The sequence below is a fragment of the Odoribacter sp. AF15-53 genome (assembly GCF_003479425.1).
GTDB lineage: Bacteria > Bacteroidota > Bacteroidia > Bacteroidales > Marinifilaceae > Butyricimonas.
Genome location: NZ_QUHC01000002.1, coordinates 156,807 through 179,188, shown reverse-complemented (window position 1 = coordinate 179,188; position 22,382 = coordinate 156,807). Strand labels below are relative to the sequence as shown.

At 44.4% G+C, this 22,382-nt stretch carries 15 protein-coding genes; 11 read left to right on the top strand and 4 right to left on the bottom strand.

From position 1 onward, the window contains the following. Positions 1-40: 40 nt before the first annotated feature. From DWW52_RS05350 to DWW52_RS05340, 3 genes are all read right to left on the bottom strand, one after another. Positions 41-1,177, bottom strand: coding sequence for a FecR family protein (locus DWW52_RS05350; protein WP_118714442.1), 1,137 nt, complete (start codon positions 1,175-1,177; stop codon positions 41-43). Positions 1,178-1,241: 64 nt separating this feature from the next. Next, on the bottom strand, positions 1,242-1,817 hold the full coding sequence (locus DWW52_RS05345) for an RNA polymerase sigma factor (RefSeq protein WP_118714441.1): 576 nt from the start codon (positions 1,815-1,817) through the stop codon (positions 1,242-1,244). Positions 1,818-1,981: 164 nt separating this feature from the next. Beyond that, complete coding sequence (locus tag DWW52_RS05340; protein WP_118714440.1) at positions 1,982-4,798, bottom strand: pitrilysin family protein; 2,817 nt, start codon at positions 4,796-4,798, stop codon at positions 1,982-1,984. Between the two features lie 362 nt (positions 4,799-5,160). On the opposite strand from DWW52_RS05340, the gene DWW52_RS05335 reads away from it, so the two are divergent. The 11 genes from DWW52_RS05335 to DWW52_RS05285 all read left to right on the top strand — a co-directional run bounded on the left by DWW52_RS05335 (position 5,161) and on the right by DWW52_RS05285 (position 21,742). After that, entirely contained in the window at positions 5,161-6,396 is a 1,236-nt protein-coding gene (locus DWW52_RS05335) for a mechanosensitive ion channel family protein (protein ID WP_233556711.1), read from the top strand. A 296-nt stretch (positions 6,397-6,692) separates the two neighbouring features. Beyond that, positions 6,693-7,559, top strand: a complete 867-nt coding sequence (locus DWW52_RS05330) for a M23 family metallopeptidase (RefSeq protein ID WP_118714439.1) — start codon at positions 6,693-6,695, stop codon at positions 7,557-7,559. Positions 7,560-7,605: 46 nt separating this feature from the next. Further along, complete coding sequence (locus tag DWW52_RS05325) at positions 7,606-8,760, top strand: 1-deoxy-D-xylulose-5-phosphate reductoisomerase (protein ID WP_118714438.1); 1,155 nt, start codon at positions 7,606-7,608, stop codon at positions 8,758-8,760. Positions 8,761-8,905: 145 nt separating this feature from the next. Continuing rightward, positions 8,906-10,240, top strand: coding sequence for an RIP metalloprotease RseP (gene rseP, locus DWW52_RS05320; RefSeq protein WP_118714437.1), 1,335 nt, complete (start codon positions 8,906-8,908; stop codon positions 10,238-10,240). Positions 10,241-10,255: 15 nt separating this feature from the next. After that, on the top strand, positions 10,256-10,609 hold the full coding sequence (locus tag DWW52_RS05315) for a carboxymuconolactone decarboxylase family protein (RefSeq protein ID WP_118714436.1): 354 nt from the start codon (positions 10,256-10,258) through the stop codon (positions 10,607-10,609). 102 nt (positions 10,610-10,711) lie between these two features. Next, positions 10,712-13,816, top strand: coding sequence for an ATP-binding protein (locus tag DWW52_RS05310; RefSeq protein ID WP_118714435.1), 3,105 nt, complete (start codon positions 10,712-10,714; stop codon positions 13,814-13,816). Positions 13,817-13,839: 23 nt separating this feature from the next. After that, positions 13,840-14,826, top strand: coding sequence for an endonuclease/exonuclease/phosphatase family protein (locus DWW52_RS05305; protein WP_148315332.1), 987 nt, complete (start codon positions 13,840-13,842; stop codon positions 14,824-14,826). A 151-nt stretch (positions 14,827-14,977) separates the two neighbouring features. Then, positions 14,978-15,904 (top strand): magnesium transporter CorA family protein, encoded by a 927-nt coding sequence (locus DWW52_RS05300; protein WP_118714433.1) that lies wholly within the window; start codon positions 14,978-14,980, stop codon positions 15,902-15,904. 151 nt (positions 15,905-16,055) lie between these two features. Next, positions 16,056-17,132, top strand: a complete 1,077-nt coding sequence (locus DWW52_RS05295; protein WP_118714432.1) for an efflux RND transporter periplasmic adaptor subunit — start codon at positions 16,056-16,058, stop codon at positions 17,130-17,132. Positions 17,133-17,308: 176 nt separating this feature from the next. Then, on the top strand, positions 17,309-20,359 hold the full coding sequence (locus tag DWW52_RS05290; RefSeq protein ID WP_118714431.1) for an efflux RND transporter permease subunit: 3,051 nt from the start codon (positions 17,309-17,311) through the stop codon (positions 20,357-20,359). 30 nt (positions 20,360-20,389) lie between these two features. Further along, complete coding sequence (locus tag DWW52_RS05285; protein WP_118714430.1) at positions 20,390-21,742, top strand: TolC family protein; 1,353 nt, start codon at positions 20,390-20,392, stop codon at positions 21,740-21,742. On the opposite strand, the gene DWW52_RS05280 is transcribed toward DWW52_RS05285, so the two are convergent. Next, positions 21,695-22,159, bottom strand: a complete 465-nt coding sequence (locus DWW52_RS05280; RefSeq protein ID WP_118714429.1) for a DUF3788 domain-containing protein — start codon at positions 22,157-22,159, stop codon at positions 21,695-21,697. The genes DWW52_RS05285 and DWW52_RS05280 overlap by 48 nt on opposite strands. Between the last annotated feature and the right edge of the window lie 223 nt (positions 22,160-22,382).

Below are 22,382 nucleotides of genomic sequence, written 5' to 3'. Positions count from 1 at the left end.
ATCCGGTCCCGAAACTCGCAATTTTAGTTCCGGATTCTTTTTATTTATCTTTTTGAGAAATGATAATTTCCCGTCCTTGGATGTCGAAATGGATATTAGCTACTTCTTCATAACTGTAAAGCAGGACTCGGATATCGTCGTATCTGTTTAGTCGTCCAGAAAGGCGAATTGAGCGGACATCTTTGTCGGCAAACCTGACGCTAAATCCATACCATCTGGAAAGGGTTGTCATGATTTCTTCTAGGGTTTGTTCTTTGAATACAAATCGGTGATTAATCCAAGACGTGTACAATTCTGTATCAACTTTTTTTACAGATATTTCGTCTTTATCTTCTTTATATATCATTTGTTCTGATGGGTTCAAAAGAACGGAGTCTCCATGTTTAGAGCAGAAACCGATACATCCTTCCACTAATACTGCCGAGAGATCAGAATCTTCGTAGTTGCTTACATTGAAACGAGTTCCATAAACTGTAATGTCTCCTTCGGAGAGAGAGACGACAAAAGGCCGTTGTTGATTATGAGTTACATTAAAGAATGCTTCTCCTCGTAATTTCACTTGGCGTTTAGAGGTTTCAAAATTTGCAGGAAATTGTAATTCAGAATCCGAGTTGATCCAAACTTGTGTTCCATCTGAGAGCATATAGAAGAATTCTCCTGCTGGAGGCACTGTGAGTGTGTTGTAAGTGGTACTATCACTTGTTACTAGTTTGTTGTGTAATATTTCGATATTGGTTGTATCGGTAATATGTAATTTTTCTCCATTTGCCAAAGTTAATATAGCTTCCACTTTACCGGGAACAATTTGTTCTGTGGATTCTGATTGTGCCAATGGTTGTTTAATGGATTTATCGTGAGACCACGTTAATATGAATATTGTTACCGCGAGCACTGCAGCCACGCCACTTATCCACTTTATCCAGTAATGTTTTGAATGTTTTTGATTTTCTTCGATCTGTTGTAATACCCGAGTGGCCATATGAAGCGGATAGCCTTTTCGTTCTAATTCTAGGATCTCATCCGCGTCGCGTAATGTTTGGACTTCTTCGAAAACACGTTGATTCCGAGTGTTATTTTTCAACCAATCATCTAATATCTTTTGCTCCTCGGCTGAAAGTTTTATGCCTAATACAGCCGAAGCAATTAAACGAGTAATATTTTGTTTCTTCTTTTCCATACCTATCACTTTTTACCTTATTGACGGGGTGAAAGGGGAAAAACGATGACAATATAAATAGAAATTAAATGTAAAAGATGTTAATTGCCGAGAGGGATAAGAAGTAATTGAAATCTTCCCGAGAAAGTAATTCGGATAAACGCTTCAACATTCTATAGCGAACGGTTTTAACGGTATTAATGGATAAGTCAAGCGCTTTTGCTATTTCGTTTAGATTTTTTCCGTCTAGTTCCATCAAAATGATCTGTCTTCCCCTCGGGGCTAATAACATCACTGCCCGAGAGATTAGTTCTGAAGTTTCTATTTCTATGATATGCTCTTCAATGATTTCTTCGTCAGCTAGTTCTGTATAAGCTTTTTCGTCATAATCAATACTGCGGCGAGTAAAGTAATTTCGTTTATCAATAATTAAATTTTTCAGTAGAGAGAAAAAATAGTTGCGAGGAGAAATTACCTTACCAATTTTCTGGCGATTTATCCAAAATTTGATATATGCTTCTTGTAGCATGTCATCTGCCACATCATTGTCATGGACGTAACGGGTTGTAAAAACACGGAAACTAGAAGCGTTTTTTTCGATAAATCGTTGAAATTGTTTCTTGTCCCATGTTGATACATCTATATAATTGTCTTGACGCATTTTTTTATTATGAGGGATACTTCTCACGCAAAGATAATCAAAAATTATATATAGAACTTCTCTGTTATTATTTTTTGAGAATGAATATGTCGTGTAGATTTTATTGAGTTATAAAAAAACGTCCGGAAAGTGAATCCCGGACGTTTTCTAATATATTCAATAATTTATTTTGCTTTCGGAACGAAGAGAATATCAACGACGTCAGCTCCCTTGAATAGTTTCTGGGTGAATTTCTTCACGTCTTTCGGGGTGATTTTGTCAATGATATTATCAAAGTTTTTCGGGTCGGTAACATCAATTCCACGAAGATAATAAGTTTGAATAGCACTCATCCAATAAGCATTGTGAGGCTTGCTTTGTTCGTTATTTTTCTTCATGATTGAGGTTACCTTGTCGATCTCTTCCTGAGTCGGGCCTTCTTTCATTAATTTGTCGATTTCGGCGTAGATTAATGATTTCAAGTGCTCGGCCTTGTCGGGATCACAATCGAAGCTCATGGCCATACTGTAACTTTCATACGGTTCTCTGGATGATCCGGGTTGAACGCTTACTCCGTAGGTACCGCCTTCTTTCTCGCGGATGTTGGTCAAGTATCTTGCATCCAGTACGCCTCTTAGGATATTCAAGCAAAGGTTGTTCGGGATCGTTACTTTCATATCTTTAGAGAAGTTGGTGATCACGGTTGATTTCGGTGTAGTCAGATCGAGTTCGATCACTTTCTCCGTTCTTCCTTTCGGGCCTCTAACCTTGTTGTCTACCCAAGTTTCTTTGCGGTTGTAGGATTTTACGGAACCGAGGTATTTTTCTACTAACGGTTTTACGGTTTCTGCATCAATGTTACCCACGATGAAGAAGGTGAAGTCGCTGATATCTTTGATACGGTCACGATAAATTTCTTCGATTTGCTCCAGGCTGATCTTATCCAAGAATTCTTTGTTGAATATCAAGTTTCTCTTGCTATAATTGCTCATGATCATGCTGATAGAGTCTTGCATAATCTTTTGCGGGGTGATAGGAGCGTTCTCGATAGCAGCGTAGTTCCGGTGCATCATGGCTTCGTGAGCTTCTTTGTCGAAACGAGGTTTCTCGAAACGCAAATAGATCAATTGCATCATGGTTTCGAAATCGTTCGGGGTTGATGCTCCTCCTACTGATTCTGAAAGTCCACCGATGCTAACGGCACTGTTAGCTTGTTTACCGGTCAATAATTTTCTCAGGGTAATAGCATCGTAATCGCCAAGTCCGTAAGCCCCGATGAATTGTGTTGCAACCATGGCAGAAGCCAATTTGTCAACATCGTATAATGAGGTACCACCTTTACTGTAAGAAGTTACTTGTACTTGGTCTTTTTCGAAATCTGCTTTGCGGAATACTACTTTTGCCCCATTTTCCAAGGTCCATTCTTCTGCATCGAATTGCGGTAATTTTTTAGTAGCGATGATCTTGGAACCTTTCAGGTCTTCCGTGATCAAAGATGCTTCTGAAGATTGATCTTTGTAAGGTTCTAATTGAGATTTCTCAACTTTATCCATGACTGCGATAGCTTCGTCTTTCGTGATGTGTTTTACACCTTCGGACGGACCTTGTACGATGATAACCATGTTTTTCCGGTTGATGTACTGGTCAGCTAAAGCGGAAACTTCCTCCACGGTGATTGTCGGGATGATTGCTTTGGCAAAATTGTAATAATAATCGAAATCCACGATGGGTTCTCCTTCCAAGAAATTGGATTTCATTTCGCCGATATAATCTTCGGAGGTGGTTTTATCTTTTTGCTTGTAAGCGGATTCCAAGCCTACCAACATGTTGGTTTTTGCTCTTTCAAGCTCACCTTGGGTGAATCCGAATCTTTTCACTCTTTCGTTTTCACGATACACGGCTTCCAGGGCTCCCGCTTCTTCGTTCGGTTTTGCTGTTGCGGAGATAGCGTAAACATTCCAACCTCTAACTAGGCCTCCGCCGAATCCGGCTTGTGCGTTGATGAAGGGAGGATTACCTTTTTGAAGTAATTCGGAAATACGTTGTCCTAACATCGTGTTGAAGAAGGATTGAAGAATTCCGTTTTTCATGTACTGGTGATTTTTCTCGGCAACAGGAGTTTCCGGGTATTTGATGTACACGCTTATGGAAGAGTTGGTTACTTCCTTGTCGGTTGCGCATACGAACAAGATTTCATCGTGTGGTTCAACCGTGAATGTTTCTCTCTTGGCCGGGTTAACCGGGGTAGGAATTTGAGAGAACAGTTCTTTTACTTTTTTCTCCATTTGGTCTACATCGAAATCACCAACAACGGCGATAGCTTGCAGGTCCGGACGATACCATTTGTGGTAGTAGTCGCGAAGCGTTTGATATTTGAAGTTCTTGATGATATCCAAGTCTCCGATAACATCTCTCTCCGCGTATTTAGAGCCTTTCATAAGAACCGGCATCATTTGAGCGCGAATGCGGAAACCTGCGTTTCTCCGGGTTCTCCACTCTTCGGTGATAACTCCTCTTTCGCCGTCGATCTCTTCATCAACTAATAAAAGGTAGTGTGACCAGTCGTGAAGTACGAGTAAACAAGTATCCAGCAATCCCGGGTTTGTCGTGGGAACTTCGCTGATGTTGTACACTGTTTCGTCCTGTGCGGTGTAAGCGTTCACGTTTCTACCGAATTCAACACCATGTTTTTCCAACATGTTGGTGATTCCTTTTCTTCCGGGGAAGTGCTTGGTTCCATTGAAAGCCATGTGTTCCAAGAAGTGGGCCAAACCGTTTTGGTCATCGTTCTCTAGGATGGCTCCCACGTTTTGGATGATGTAAAAACTTGCCCGTTCTTTCGGTTCCGCGTTGTGGCGGAGGTAATAAGTCAAACCGTTAGCTAGTTTCCCGATCCGAATGTTAGGATCCATGGGAAGTGGTGCTTTCATATCGTATTGGGCGAACAAGCTGCTGCTGATCAACGCCAATAAGGCACACACAATTAATAATTTCTTTGCCATACGAATTATTTTAATGTTTTAATGTTTGTGTCTGCAAATATAGTAAACTGTAACTAATTTTGTCCTCGTACGTTAAATCTTTAACGTTAATTTATGGGATAAGTGTAAAAATAGAGAAAAATAGAGGGGTTTTTAGATAATTTAGAACGATTCGTTGTTAATTGGGTTTAACTTATCGGGAGGAGAGTCGTATACAGTAACGGGCTATAAAAATTTTAGATTTTAAATTGAGGGATTCAGTGATTAGGAGATTGTAGATTCAGTGATTCGGCAGCTAATGCTGCTGTGAAGAAAGCACCTCGCGGAGATCACAAAATTATAGACTTTATATCACCTTGTGGACTTTAAAAATTAGAAATGATATGATGCTGTTGAAAATAGATGTAAATAAGTGGTTTTCTTGGTTGAAATTGGGAATTAAAGATCCCTCGACGGCTTCGGCGGTTGAGGTGTTGTTACAGATTGGGGTCATTTGCCTGATCGCTTTTCTGTTTACTTTTTTCTTGCGCAAGGGGCTTACCCGTTTGATCGGGGGGATGGTTCGCCGGACGAAGACAACATGGGATGATGTTTTTTTCGAGGAACATGTTTTTCAGAAAATATTTAACCTGATTCCTCCTATATTTATTGATTTCGCTTTTAAGATCGTGTACGGGAAGTGGGATCATATTGAGTTGTTTCATCGCTTTATTGTCGGGTGGATTTTGGTGGTGGCGGGATTCGTTATTGTCGCCGTGCTGGATTCAATCAACCGGATTTACGAGTCGTACCCGATCTCGAAGGATCGCCCGATCAAGGTGTTCGTGCAGGTGATCAAGATTTTCGTGGTCTCGGCAATTATTATCACGATTGTCAGCGAGTTTATCGGGGAATCTCCTCGCAATCTATTGGTTGGTTTGGGTGCTTTTGCGGCAGTATTGATGTTAATTTTCAAGGATGCGATTTTAGGTTTTGTCGCGGGGGTGCAATTACTGGCCAATCAAATGGTGCGAATCGGCGACTGGATCGTGATGCCGAGTAATAATGCCAACGGGACGGTGCTGGAAATTAATTTGTACACGGTGAAAGTGCAGAATTGGGATATGACGATCACGACGATTCCCACGTATCAACTGGTGTCTAATTCTTTCACGAACTGGCGGGGAATGGAGGAGTCTGCCGGACGGCGTATTATGCGCTATATTAATATTGACATGCATTCGGTGCATTTTCTTTCAGACGAGGAGATCGACATATTAAGAAAGTCGGAAGTGTTGAAAGGGTATATCGAGGACATGCTTCCGAAGTTGAACGAGCAGAACAAGGGGAAGGCGGACGTGTTGGATGAACGACGGTTGACGAATTTGGGCGTGTTCCGGCAATACGCGGTGCGCAAGTTGGAGGCCAATACTAATTTGAATATGGATATGACCTATATGGTCAGGCAGTTACAGCCCGGTCCGACGGGCATCCCGCTGGAGATCTATTGTTTTTCCCGGATACAAGAGTGGGTGGCTTACGAGAAAGTGCAGGCCGATATTTTCGATCACTTGTTAGCCGTGATTCCTTATTTTCATTTGCGGATATTCCAGTACCCGGAGACGTTTAAAGCTTCTTGAATTCTTCCTGTTTTCAACTTCCTTGCCGGGGTGGCGCGTGTATAACTTAACGATAAGTTGCCGATAAGTTACCGATAAGTTGCCGACGCGGATCGTGAACTTATCCTTGGTTTACCCCCGACGAGTGGCCGGCATATTGGCGGGACACCGGAGGGCGGGAGGGGAATGTCGGGATGGGTTTGTATCCTGATTTGTGTTGAAAATTACTTGATCTCTCGGACTATATAAAACTTTGTGCGCCCGGTGACTCGGAAAGTTGGATTTTTATACTATTTTTGAAGGCTAAAAATAATTGAATGGGTACGAAGAAACGGAAATACTGGAATAAGTTGAAGAACCGCTACAAGTTGACGATATTTAACGAGTCGACTTACGAGGAGGTGATGCATCTTCGACTTTCGCCTTTGCACGTGCTCACGGCTTTGAGTACGTTGATTGTAATATTAGTTATTTTGACAATCATGCTGATCGCTTTCACGAATCTGCGTGAGTTTATACCCGGTTATCCGAGCCAGCAATTGAGGCGCCAGATCACGCAGAATGCTTTGCGCGTTGATTCTTTGTTAAATGAGGTGCAGAAGAAAGATCGTTTCCTTTATTCTATACAGACTATATTGAGAGATGAAGAGCTGGATACGGCTAGTTACGAGGCCATGCACCAGAACGTGAAGGTGTCTTACGATACTTCCATGTTGGGTATGTCTGCTGAAGAGGCCGGTTTCCGGGAGATCGTGGAGAAAGAGGAGAGGTATAATTTGGCCTTGGGACAGGTCAGTTCCTCGGATGATGATTTTTACCATTTCTTTTCCCCGTTGGATGGGGTCGTGACGAATCATTTCGACGAGACGACCCGTCATTACGGGGTGGATTTGGTGGCGAAACAGAATTCGAACGTGTTGTCCGTGTTAGATGGCGTGGTGATTTTCACGGATTGGACCTTGAAAACGGGATACGTGATTCAAGTGCAGCATAACGGGAATCTGGTTTCGGTCTACAAGCATAATTCCGTGTTATTGAAAAAGCAGGGTGATTTCGTGCGTGCGGGGGAAGCGATAGCGATCGTGGGGAACACGGGGGAGGAGACCACGGGGCCGCACCTGCATTTTGAGTTATGGCAAGCCGGGAAGCCGTTGAACCCGGAGACGTTTATCAAATTTAAATGAGGGAATTGGTGATAGGGAAGGTTTAAGGTTAGATGATTGTTGAATAATGAAAAATATAGCGATATTGGGATCGACCGGATCGATCGGGACACAAACGTTACAGGTGATCGAGGCCAATCCGGAGCGGTTTAGTGTAGAAGTGCTCACCGCGAATAATCAGGTGGAGTTACTGGCGCAACAGGCCAAGAAGTTTAAACCTAACATGGTCGTGATCGGGAACGAGGAGAAGTATTCCGAGTTGACCGAATTGTTGAAAGACGAGGATGTAAAGGTATATGCCGGGAGTGATGCTATCGCCCAAGTGGTGCAGACAGCCGCGATTGACGTGGTGGTAACTGCCATGGTGGGATATAGCGGGTTGCTGCCCACGATAAATGCTATCAAGGCGGGTAAGACGATCGCTCTGGCGAACAAGGAGACGCTGGTGGTTGCCGGGGATCTGATCAATCGCCTCGTGGAGGAGTATAAGGTCGCGATATTGCCCGTGGATTCGGAGCATTCGGCTATTTTTCAATGCTTGGTAGGCGAGCATGATAACCCGATAGAAAAGATATTATTGACGGCTTCCGGGGGACCGTTCCGGGGACGTGATTATGAATATTTGAAAACGGTTACCGCGGCGCAGGCTTTAAAACACCCGAATTGGAGCATGGGGGCGAAGGTCACGATTGATTCGGCTTCCATGATGAATAAAGGTTTCGAGGCGATCGAGGCGAAGTGGTTGTTCGGGGTAAAGCCCTCGCAGATCGAGGTGCTGGTTCACCCGCAATCGGTGGTGCATTCCATGGTGCAGTTTCAGGACGGTAATATAAAAGCCCAACTGGGAGTGCCGGATATGCGTTTACCTATTCAATACGCATTGACTTATCCGGAAAGGGTGCATTCAGAAATCCGACGTTTGGATTTCGGGGTTTATTCCGATCTTACTTTCGAGAAACCGGACATGAAGACTTTCCGCAATTTGGGTTTGGCTTACGAGGCGATGGACCGGGGCGGGAACGCTCCTTGCGTGGTGAACGCTGCCAATGAAATCGTGGTTGCCGCTTTCTTGAAGAATGAAATTTCTTTCACGGCGATGTCCGACGTGATCGAGCAAACGCTGGAAAAGGTGAATTATATCGCCACTCCTTCGTTGGATGATTATATTGCTTCCGACCGGGAAGGACGGGAAGTTGCGAAACAATTAAAGTGCAAAATTTAGAATGAAACAATTCAGAGATTGCCGATTGAATAATTCTGTGATTATGAAAAAAAAGCGTTAGCCTCGTACGGCAGGAAGCACCTAATCGGAAAGCACAGAATTAATTAAATCTAAAATCGTAAATCTAAAATCATAAACTTAGTATATGGAGGTATTAGTAAAAATATTGCAGTTCTTATTGAGTCTTTCGATTCTGGTGATGTTGCACGAGTTGGGACATTTCGTGGCGGCGAAGATTTTCAAGGTGCGGGTAGAGAAGTTTTTTATTTTCTTCAACCCGTGGTTTTCATTGTTCCGCTTCAAAAAGGGAGAGACGGAATACGGTATGGGGTGGTTACCTCTGGGGGGCTACGTGAAGATCGCGGGAATGATAGACGAGTCGATGGATCTGGAGCAAATGAAGGAACCTGCAAAGCCTTACGAGTTCCGTTCCAAGCCGGCCTGGCAACGGTTGATTATTATGATTGGCGGGGTGTTTGTTAATTTTGTGTTGGCTTTTTTCATTTACATCATGATGATGTACGCGTGGGGAGAACAGTATTTACCCGCCGAGAACGCAAAATACGGTGTTGTCTGTGATTCGCTGATGCTGAACGCCGGGGTGCGTGACGGGGATATCGTGGTGTCGTTGGATAACAAGAAGGTGGAACGTTTCGGGGATATCATTATTAATATATTGATGGAAAGTCCTAAAACCATGCAGGTGATCCGGGATGGAGAATTGGTTAATATCAATCTCCCGTCAACGTTGGTTAACGATATGCTGGCTTATTCTTCGAAAGGATTTAGTCGGGGTGATTTGTTGGAACCTCGATTAAAATATGATGGAACGATCCTACAGTTCGGGGATAAGTCTCCGGCGCGGGATGCGGGAATGTTAGTGACAGATACCGTGGTGGAGATTAATGGTCGCGGGTTTACTTATTTGAACGAGTATCTTGATTTAATACGCTCTAGTCAGGATAGCGTGCTGGATGTGAAAGTATTGCGGGGTTTCGATACCTTATTCCTCTCGATAACGATGGGGGCGGATAAAGTTATCGGGGTGTATCCGAAAGTGGTGTACGATTTTGAATATGCCGTGAAGGAATATTCATTCCTAGAAGCAATCCCGGCGGGAATTGACAAGGGGATCAATCAAATTCAAACCTATCTGAAGCAATTCAAGCTGTTTAAAAACCCGGAAGCATTCCGTTCCGTGGGTGGTTTTATCTCTATTGGGAGTATATTCCCCGGTTATTGGCATTGGCCGTCATTCTGGAGTTTAACGGCGATGTTATCGCTTATTCTGGGTGTGATGAACCTGTTGCCTATCCCGGCGTTGGACGGGGGGCACGTGATGTTCCTGTTGTACGAGGTGATTACCCGCCGTAAGCCCAACGAGAAGTTCATGGAGAATGCCCAGATTGTCGGGATGTTCTTCCTGTTGTTCTTGTTGTTGTTCGCGAACATTAACGATATATTAAAATTATTCATGTAGTAAATTACTTGTGTTATGAGTGAAATGGTGGAGCAATTCCGGGCGTACCGGGCCAAGATGAACGAGAAAATACTGGCCGGCGATAATAAAGTGATAAAACGTATCTATAATCTGGACACGAATACTTATATAGACGGGGCCTTATCCTCGAAAGTGAAAGAGATGTTGGGTTTGGCGACTTCCATGGTGTTGCGGTGTGATGATTGTATCAAATATCATCTGGAAAAATGTCATCAATATGGCGTGACCACGGAGGAATTATTTGAAATTTTCTCGGTTGCCAATCTGGTCGGCGGAACAATCGTGATCCCTCACACGAGGCGGGCGTTGGAGTACTGGGAAGAGCTGGAAAGTATGTCCGGGGAATAGTGAGTTATATTTACGCAATCTTTCAAAGTTTAAGCTAAATAGGGTTGATTCTTGATAAGATATTTATACCTTTGTACAATGTTTGTATAAAGGCAGAGTGTCATGTGGTTTAAAAGAATATTGAGGGTTGGTTTATTTATAACTTGTTGGTTTGTTAGTGTTTCTGTAGAGGCGAAGATTCATGATCGGGGATATGTTTTAATACTTAATTCTTACACGGATGTTGCTATTTGGTCGAATTACGCGATTGATAGTTTAATTAAAGATCCTTCGATAAAGGAGGATGTTTGTGTGGAATCCCTCAACATGCTTCTGGTGGATGACGAGACGGGGGCCGAGGAAAGGAGAGAGTACGTACTGACAAAATATAGTTCCAAACCCTCGTGTATTGTCGTGTTGGGGAATAGTGCGTTGTGTGTTTTCAGGGAATTTTTTGACGGGATCTGGAAAGATGTTCCCGTCGTGTTGTGCGCGCAAGAATTTTACGTGAGTCCTTTGAATGTTCTTTATCAAAAAAAAGAGATCACTCCTGATAATATCATCCCGTTGAACGATATGCTGAAGGGGATGGACGTGACTTTGATTGAATGTCCGATATATATAAAGGAGACCATTGATGAGATGAGGTTGTTATTGCCTCAGATGGAAAAAATCGTGTTGATATCTGATGAGCGTTATATAAGTTGTCAGGTGAGATATAATATGCGACAAGTGTGTAAGGAATATTTTCCGGATCTTGAAGTTTCTTATTTTGTCGAGGGCCAGATAAGCATGGATCGTATGCTGGATTCTATTTATTCTTTCGATATTCAAAAAGTAGGCGTTCTTTATTATTCGTGGTTCCAGCGGAATGTTCTCGCTGGTAATAAATACCTTTCTTCCAATAACCACCGGACGATCAGTCATTTTGATAATCACCCGGTCTTTACGTTGAAGGACGTGGGTGTTACTAACGGGGAGCTTGCCGGAGGATATTTCTATTTGGGATCGGATTTCGGACATACCGTGGCCAAGACGGTAAGGGAGGTTCTCGTGAAGAATGAGGCTCGGAATATCCCTAATCAAATGGCGGGCGAATCGAAGTATTATTTATGTTATCCGATGCTTCAAAAAGCCGGGATTCCGACATCTTTGTATCCGGATAATGCTATTTATTTTTTTGCCCCGGAAAGTTTTTGGGAGAAGTCTCGCTATATGTTGCTTGTGATCGCCATTTTATTGTTCGTGACTTATCTGATGTGGATTCGGGTGCGACTTTTGAAAAAGGAAAAAGGTATGCATGACAGGGAGATGTTGTTGCTTCAGAAATACAAGGCTCTCTTCACGAATATGCCGCTTGCCTACATGAAACACCGGTTGATTTATGATGCCCGGGGAGAGATCGTGAATTATCAGATAGAAGAGGTGAATCCGATGTTTGAGAAATGTTTTGCAACAAGGGATTTTGTCGTGGGGAAAAAGGGGGATGAATTGTCGAATAATCGCTTCTCGGAATTTGTCATATTGTATAAGAAAATGTTTGCCGAGAAGATGTCTTTCACGGTAGAGTATTATCATAAAGCCACCCAAAAATACTACGAGGTGCTGAGTATTGCTTCGATGGAAAAAGGAATGGTGGATATATTCTGCGTGGACGTGACCGATTTGCGGAAAACGAAATCTATGCTGGAAGCCGTGAACGATAAATTGTCGATGGCTCTTGACGTGGCTAGTATAACTCCCTGGCGTTGGGATCTGGAGAGTCACACGGTGATGTGTGATGTAAATCGTCCGATAGAATTAAAACATTGTGGTGCTAGCGAAGTTTCTTTGTCTGTTCCGGAGGATCAATATTTCTCTAAAATTCATCGGGAGGATCGAGACCGGGTTCGGATCGCTTATACCGCGTTGATAGCGGGAAAGGTCAATAAAATAAGAGAGGAGTATCGGGTGCTGGACCGGAGCGATCATCATTATTCTTACGAGTGGGTGGAAGCACAGGCAGCTATTGACCAGAGGGATGCGGACGGAAAACCCTTGTCTCTGGTCGGTTCGTCGGTGATCATCACGGGACGAAAGCGCATGGAGTTGGCGTTACGGGAAGCGAAGGAACACGCGGAGGAATCCAATCGTTTGAAATCTGCGTTTTTGGCCAACATGAGCCACGAGATTCGTACTCCTCTGAATGCAATCGTTGGGTTCTCGAATATATTGGCGTCCACGGATGTTGAGGAAGAGAAAAGAGAATACATTAATATTATCGAGAATAATAACACGTTGCTATTACAGTTGATCAGTGATATTCTTGACCTTTCCAAAATAGAATCGGGTACGATGGAATTTGTGTACTCCGAGTTCGATTTAAACGCTTTGTTGCACGAGTTGGAACAGTCAACTTCCTTGCGTTTGACTTCCTCGGCTGTTGTCATCCATTTTGAAGATTGTTTGCCGGAATGTTGTATCCGTTCCGAGAGGAACAGGTTGACTCAGGTGATTACCAATTTGGTTACCAACGCGATAAAATTCACTGAAAAGGGGAGTATTCGTTTTGGTTATCATTTGTTGGAAAAAGATTCTCTTTATTTCTATGTTTCCGATACGGGATGCGGTATTGCCCCGGATAAAAAGGATGCGGTGTTTGATCGTTTCGTCAAGTTGAACAGTTTTGCCCAAGGTACGGGACTCGGTTTGTCTATTTGCAAGACAATCGTGGAACGTATGGGTGGGAAGATCGGGGTCGAATCGGAACTCGGACAAGGTACCACGTTCTGGTTTACGATACCCTATAGTGCCGTGAAGTTGCAGATACAAGAAGAGAAAAAAGAGACGGTGGCTCAACAGATTGTCGAGAAAAGCAAACTTAAAATATTGATTGCCGAGGATAATCCGAGTAATTACATGCTTTTTGAGTCTATCCTGAAGAAGGATTATAATCTGATTCACGCGTGGAACGGGTTGGAGGCTGTTGAATTGTTTAAAGAGCATGAGCCGCATTTGGTGTTGATGGATATCAATATGCCGGAACTGAACGGTTTTCAGGCGGTGCAGGAGATCCGTAAGCATTCGGATTCTGTGCCGGTGATCGCGGTTACGGCTTATGCTTACGCGTCCGATGAGGAGAAGATTATGGCCAGCGGTTTTAGTGGTTACACGGCCAAACCGATTAATGCCAGTCTGTTGAAAAACAAAATTATGAGTTTACTGGAGAAACATCTCATCTTGCTTTAGGGATGTTGTTAAAAGCGAGTATATTGTTACTTTTGGTTCCGATTCTGCTCCCGGGGCAGAAGATCGAAAGGGTTCGGGTGGTGTTTTATAACGTGGAAAATTTGTTTGATACCCGGAATGATTCCTTGACGGCAGATGATGATTTCACTCCCAAGGGAAGGCAGCATTGGTCCCGGGAGCGTTACACTCGAAAATTGTTGCATCTTTCAAAAGCGTTGATCGGGGTCGGGGAAGGTGATTTGCCCGGAATTATCGGGTTGAGTGAAGTCGAAAATCGTTCGGTCTTGTCAGACCTGATCGGGAAGACCGGGTTGTCGGACGGGAAGTATGGAATCGTGCATGCCGATTCTCCCGATCGGAGGGGGATAGATGTTGCCCTGCTTTACCGGGAGGATTTGTTCCGGGTGATACATGCTTGTTTTTTTCCCGTGCGTTTGAAGGCGGGAGAGACCACTCGGGATATTCTCTATTGTGAAGGGATCATGAGAGAACGTGATACGGTTCATTTTTTTGTTTGTCATTTTCCTTCCATGAGAGGGGGCGAGGCCAAAAGTGAATGGAAGCGGGTGAAGGCAGCTTCGGTGGTGAGGCAGAAGGTTGATTCGATACAAAATACGCACCCGGGAGCGATGATCGTGATCATGGGAGATTTGAATGGGCGAGCGGATACCCCGGCCCAACAGGTATTGAAAGCCCGAAAGCCGGATGACGGGATGCTTGAATCTGGGGCATTGTATAATACCGGATATTATCTCTTGGGGAAACCTTACGGTAGTTACCGCTACCGGGGGGAATGGCAGACATTGGATCACGTGATTGTTTCCGGTAGCCTGTTGAACGGGGAGTCTGGGGTGCGGGCATCCCGAAAGATGAGTGTTTATGACGCCGGGTTCTTGATGGAGGAAGAACGTGGAATGTTTGGAATTCGTCCGAAACCGACATACCGGGGGCCTCGGTATATCGGGGGGTATAGTGATCATCTTCCGGTATTTATTGATTTGAAAAAATAATTCACCTTCAAAAGGTTCGAACTGAAAATAAAAGTTTATTTTTGTGGCAAAATTCATAGAACAAGATATGGACGACTATCATCAACAGTATTAATCTGAATAGGGGTTCTCGGAAAAAAAGCCTCTATTCGTAAATTGAAGGAGGATTATTATGAGAACTTTCCTAATGGGTAAAGTAGGGTTCTTGGAGAAGAAAGCATGGGAACCGAATTGCTGGATTAATGTTGTTTCACCAACTCAGGAAGATCTTCGCTACCTGATCGACGAAATGGGTGTTCCGGAAGCTTTTATTGATGACATCGAGGACGTGGACGAGCGTTCCCGTTTGGAGGTGGAAGAGGGGTGGACGCTGATGATTCTGCGTATCCCGTTTAAATCTATTGATACAAGTATACCTTTTATCACGGTGCCTTTGGGTATTATCGTGAAGGGAGATGTCTTCGTGACCGTGTGTTACTACGGGACGGAAATGATACCCGACTTTATCAATTACGTGATCCGGAAAAACTTGGAGATTGCCAATAATTGGGATCTGGTATTCCGTTTGTTCCTGTCCGCTTCCGTGTGGTATTTGAAATATCTGAAACAGATTAATACCCAGATGCACATGGCTGAGGTCGAGCTGGAGCGTTCTATTCGTAACGAGGAGTTGCAGCGGTTGTTGAAAATCGAGAAATCGTTGGTCTTCTTTATTACTTCTTTGCGGGGGAACGATAACTTGTTGATCAAGATGAAAAATCTGAAAGTGCAACGTCAGTTCTTTGACGAGGATTTGGTGGAGGACGTGGAAATCGAATTGAGACAGGCGCAGGATTCTGCCCGTATCTACAGCGATATCTTGAGCGGGACGATGGATGCTTACGCTTCTGTTATTTCCAATAACCTGAATATCGTGATGAAGCGAATGACCTCTATTTCGATTATACTCATGTTACCAACCCTGATCGCTAGTTTGTACGGGATGAATGTTCCGAATTCGCTGGAAGAGAATCCTTACGGTTTTTTGATCGTGATCGTGATCTCGATCCTCTTTTCCGTGTTCGGTTACATCGTGTTTAAATGGAAACACTGGTTTTAAATAAAAAGTGTGAAACCTCTCTTTAATTTAACAAACTCTTAACTGTTTGTTGATAAACTTTTGGGGATATTTGATGTCTTAACAACAGTGTCGTGAATGCTTGTGAACGCTTGGCTGACACAGGAATGTAATTGCATGTAATTTATTAAATATGAACAAAGGGTTAAAGAGAGTTTTACAAATTGGTATCCCCGTTGTTGTTGTGGGGGCGATACTAATACCTCGTTTAGATTTTTCTTCAGATAAAAGTAAGTCAACGTCTACATCCGCTCCCAAGACCGCGGTGCGGGGCGCTTTGCCGGTAACAGGAGTGATCGCTTCCCTATCCACGTCCACGAACGGTATTCCCTTGACTGGATTGTTGGTGGCGAACGAGGAGGTCGAACTCGTTTCGGAAACTGCGGGTAAAGTGGTGAAGATCGCTTTCGAAGAAGGAACTTTGGTCAAAAAAGGTACATTACTGGTTAAAGTGGATGATTCGGACTTGCAGGCCCAGTTGTCCCGGGCCGAGTTTCAGGATAAACAGCTTGCCGCCAAGTTGGAACGGCAGCGGGTTTTGTTAAAACGGGAGTCTATCAGTCTGGAGGAATTCCAACAGTTGGAAACCGAGTATAATATGAACTTGGCGGATATCGAATTGTTAAAGGTGAAAATTGCACGTACTGAAATTCGGGCTCCTTTTGATGGGCGAATGGGATTCCGGTCCGTGAGCGAGGGGAGTTATTTGCAACCCAGTACGAAGGTATCGACGATAGTCGATAATTCTTATTTAAAAGTAGAATTCTCGATTCCCGAGAAATATATTGACGTGCCTTTGATCGGCCGGAAAATTTCGTTCCAACCCAGCGGGTTGGATTACACGATAGAGGCCGAGGTTTATGCCGTTGATCCACAATCCGACGTGTCAACACACACTATTAATTTGCGGGCACGTTACCGGAATACTAAAAATTTGGTAGCGGGGATGTTCGTGAAAGGGGATTTGAGGACCGAGGAGGGATTGGAATACATGCTTATCCCGACCGAGGCTGTCGTGCCGGAAATGGGCGGTAAACGTTTGTGGGTGGTGAAAAATAAAAAGGCAACCAGTGTACCCGTGGAAACGGATAGCCGGGATTCCAAATACGTGGAAGTCACTTCCGGTATTCAAGTCGGGGACACCGTGCTGACCGGAGGGCTGATGCAATTAAGGGAAGGAATGGTGGTAAGTGTCACGGTGAACAATTAATAAATTCATTGATTGGCGATTCAATGATTTGGTGATTATTGACAAAGAGCGAGAGAGTCGTACGGTTGGAATCACTTGATCACAGAATCAATAGAATCACTTGATCGGAAATCATAAATCAAAAAATTAGTAGGCTTTTGCAATCTAAAATCTAAAATCATTAAATCTAAAATTAAATGAGTTTATCTTCAACCTGTATAAAACGTCCCGTGTTGGCGACTGTGCTTAATTTGCTTTTGGTTATTGTCGGTTCTATCGGGTTGTTATATTTGGGAGTGCGTGACTATCCGAGCGTGGACCCCCCGGTGATATCCGTGTCAACTTCATTCGTGGGTGCGAATGCCGACGTGATCGAGACTCAGATAACCGAACCCTTGGAGTCGGCTATTAACGGTATTCAGGGAATTCGTTCCTTGAGCAGTACGAGCCGTGACGGGCAGAGCCGGATCACGATTGAATTCGAGTTAAGCGTGGATTTGGAGACGGCAGCTAATGACGTGCGTGATAAAGTGTCCGGTACGTTGCGCCGATTGCCTCAGGATATTGATCCCCCGACCGTGTACAAGGCGGATGCGGATGCCCAGCCGATTTTCGCGGTCTCTTTGCGAAGCGGTCAACGTTCGTTGATTGATTTGAGTACTTATGCCGAACGTTATTATAAAGAACGATTGCAGACTATTCCCGGCGTGAGTAGCGTGGATATCTGGGGAGAAAAGCGTTATTCCGTGCGATTGCGTATGGACCCGGCCTTGTTGGCCGCGCATCGTTTGACCCCGATGGACGTGCAGTCTGCCGTGGAGAAAGAAAATATAGAGTTACCTTCCGGACGCGTGGAGGGAGATAATACCGAATTGACGATTCGTACGTTGGGGCGTTTGATGTCAATTGACGACTTTAATAACCTGGTTATCTCAAGGGAGGGATCGAAGATCGTTCGCTTCAAGGATATCGGTTCCGCGGAAGTGGATGCCGAGAATACTCGTAGTATTGCCAAACGTAACGGGGTCCCGATGGTGATGTGTGCTTTGATACCCCAGCCCGGAGCGAACTATATTGATATTGCCGATCGGGCGTACGTGGTGATGAAAGATTTGGAGAAGGACCTGCCGGAGGATGTAGATGCAACGATCGCTTTTGATAACACCGTGTTTATACGAAGTTCTATTAACGAGGTGCAGGACACGATTTTCGAGGCTTTTATCATGGTCGTTCTGATCATCTTCCTCTTCTTGCGAAGCTGGCGTACCACGTTGATCCCCGTGTTGGCAATCCCCGTGTCTTTGATCGCATCTTTCTTTATCATGTACATTGCCGGGTTTACGATTAATATCTTGACCTTACTGGCGGTCGTTCTGGCTATCGGTCTGGTGGTGGACGATGCTATCGTGGTGATGGAGAATATTTTCACAAAGATTGAGCAGGGAATGACTCCCTTACAGGCCGGATTCAAGGGAGCGAACGAGATCTTTTTTGCCGTTATCGCCACAACGGTCGTGTTGGTAGCCGTGTTCTTCCCGATTGTCTTTCTGGAAGGAACCACGGGACGTTTATTCCGGGAATTCAGCGTGGTTATTGCCGGGGCGGTATGCGTGTCGTCTTTCGTGGCCCTGACCTTTACCCCGATGATCTCCACGAAATTGTTGACCCGGACTGCCGCACAGAACTGGTTCTACCGGAAAACGGAACCTTTCTTTGAAGGGATGAACCGGGTATATCGCCGTTGGTTGAGAGGTTTTCTGAAAGTACGTTACTGGTCTATAATCATACTAGGAATATCCGGTGTATCCATCTACCTGCTTTGGTTATTGATACCTTCGGAAATGGCTCCTTTGGAAGATCGTTCGAATATTCGCTTGAACTCCGTGGCTCCGGAGGGGGCTACTTACGAGTACATGAGCCGGTATGCCGACGAGATTTCCTCTTTCGTGGAGGAAACCGTACCCGAACAGGAAAAAGTGATCGAGTTTATCGGGGGAGGACAGACCAACCGGGCCAGCCTGCAATTGTGGTTGGTGGATGCCGACAAGCGGGATCGTACGCAACAGGAGATTGCTGACGAGTTGGCAATTCAAGTACGGGAGTTTACGGGAGGACGTACGCTGGTATCGCAGCAACAGACGTTCGGCGGACGCCGGGGTGGACTTCCCGTGGAGTACGTTATTCAGGCTAAAAATCTGGATGACTTGAAAGCTATATTGCCCGTGTTTATGGACGAAGTGAACAAGAGCGACAAGTTCTCGGCGTCCGATTTGAATTTGAAATTCACGAAACCGGAATTGACCATTAACATAGATCGTGACAAGGCTGCCAGTATGGGCGTTTCCGTGCAAGATATTGCCAGAACCCTCCAGTTGACGATGAGCGAGCAGCGCGTGGGGTATTATATCATGAATGGAAAACAATACCAGATATTGAGTCAGTTGGATCGGGAGAACCGGAACAAGCCGAGTGACCTGAAAGGAATCTACGTGCGAAATAATAGTGGGGATTTGATCCATTTGGATAACTTGATTTCAATCAGCGAGAGTTCCATGCCTCCCCAGTTGTATCGTTACGATCGCTTCGTATCGGCTACTGTTTCTGCCGGATTGGCGAAAGGAGTAACGCTTTCACAAGGATTGGAGGAAATGGATCGTATCGCTGACGAAGTGTTGAGCGATGACTTCAAAACCACTTTGTCTGGAACTTCTAAAGACTTCGTGGAAAGTTCTTCCAGTTTGATGTTCGCTTTCATGTTGGCCTTGGTATTTATTTACCTGGTACTTGCTGCACAGTTCGAGAGTTTCCGCGACCCGTTGATTATCATGTTTACGGTTCCTTTGGCATTGATCGGGGCCATGGTTGCCTTGTGGTATTTCGGGCAGACGATGAATATTTTCAGCCAAATCGGTATCATTATGTTGGTCGGATTGGTTTCGAAGAATGGTATTTTGATCGTGGAATTTGCCAACCAGCGTAAGGCGGCAGGTCTATCCATGCGGGAGGCGATCGAGGATTCGGCCGTGTCTCGTTTGCGCCCGATTCTGATGACCAGTCTGTCGACGATATTGGGTATCCTTCCGATGGCAATGGCCACGGGAGCCGGAGCCGAGAGCCGTGTCGCCATGGGTATAGCGGTTGTCGGGGGAATGGTTTGTTCCACCCTGTTGACCTTGTTCGTGATCCCGGCTATCTACACCTATCTGTCAGCTAAAAAAGTCCGTATCATTGAGGAAATTGAAGATTAAAAGATAACCCTATTTTGAATGACGTGAATTATGATGAAACAAAAGATACAATATAAAGGAATGGTTTTGAAGTCCGTACTTCTATTATTCATTTTCAATTTTCAACTTTCAATTTTTAATTGCCACGCGCAACAGCGCGTGAGCCTCGATGAGTGTTTGGAAAAAGCCTTGGAATCCAATTTTTCGATCAAGATTATCCGGAACGAGGCTCGCATGGATAAAAATAACTTGAATTATTCGACCTTCCTGCCGACGTTGGAGGCCAACGCTAAGCAAACGCAGACCCGGAATGACTCGAAGACGGAAAATAGTGCGGGAGAAGTGAATAAAGTGTCCGACATGAAAACGGATAATTACACGGCGGGGGTCGCCTTGAACTGGCGTCTGTTTGATGGTCTGGAAATGTTTACCACCCACGAGAAACAAAAAGAGTTGCTGGCCATGGGAGAACTTGCCGTGCAGCAAGCCGTGGAGAATCTGATTGTAAACGTGAGTTCCGCTTATTATAACGTGTTGGTACAGCATCATAAATTGATTGCCGTTCGTCACTCGTTGGAGATTTCGACCGAGCGCTATGAAGAAGCTCAGGTTCGTTATCAGATTAAAAATCTGTCGGGATTGGAAGCTCGACAAGCGAAAATAGATCTGAACTCGGACAGTTCTGCTTACATGCGGCAAAGAGAAGCGTTGAAAAGTGCTTATATTACGTTAAATAAATTAATGAATGCCGACCTGCAACTGGTGAATTACGTGCAGGACACGATCCTGTTGGGATCTCAGTTAGCTTTAGGTACATTGGAGGCAAAGACATTACAGGGGAATACAACCTTATTGATGGCTAAAAAGGACCAGAGGATTTCTGCATTGGACTTGAAGAATACCCGGGCCGTGCTGTTCCCGACACTGGATTTCAGTTCCGGGTATAACTATAACAAAACGGATTCTCCCTCGTCTAACAACACGCTGAACCGGACAAACGGTTTTTATTGGGGATTCTCGTTGAATGTACCGATATTCAACCGTTTGCAGAATCGGACAAAGATCAAGAATGCCAAACTCGAATTGGAAAACACGGAACTTTCATACCAAGAGGTCGAGAAAGAAACTCTGGGTGATTTGGCCTTGTTGTACAATACTTACGAGAACAATCTGCTGATGGTGAATTTCGAGATCGAGAGTGCCGACGTGGCGGAGGCTAACTTGGATGCCGCTTTGCAAAAATACAAGCTCGGTTCGCTTTCCGGGATTGAATTCCGGGAGTTCCAACGTAGTTATATTGATGCCGTTGACCGGAAACTGTCTGCTTTGTATCAAGCGAAAGTATCCGAGTTATCGTTATTGTTGATCAGCGGGGAGATTCGGAACTCTTTGGTGATGGAATAACTTGTTATTCGGCTTGCGTTTGATGAGCAGGAGGCGTTCCATGTCCCCGAACAGGCTTGTGTCTTTTAGCTCGAACATGATCCATTTTCCGTCGTGATAAGTGGTCGCCTGATCATACATTTCTTGTACATCTTTGGAAAAGTATTCCCGTTCTGTCTCGAATTTCGCACGTTCATCCTTTCCGAGAATGACCATGAACCCGAATACATTTTCCCTGGCATAGAGAGCGCAAAGTGTTTTCCCCCCTCTACGGTATTTGTATTCATAATCCCATATTTTGTACCCCTTGTTCCAAAGTTGCTCCATTTCGTACTTCTGTTCGATTCTTTGACAGAGGGACGTCCACACGGGATAGAGGTCTTTACCGAGCAGGTTTTCGAGAATTTCGGGAGTTGGTGGTTGAAAGGTCGGTTTCATAACGTTTGATTTTTTATGAGTGTCTGCAAATTTAGGAATAAATCGGGAAGAATAAGAGCCTGTTTGAATTTCTTTGCTGAAGCTTATAGCCCATCCAAGTTCATCATTACGACTATTATTCGGGAGTAACCCCTCCGTGGCCTGTGGTTGAGCAACCCTTTCTCTAGATCAAGAACATAACAACTATATAACACGAACATACCATAGACACTCATTTCGGTCT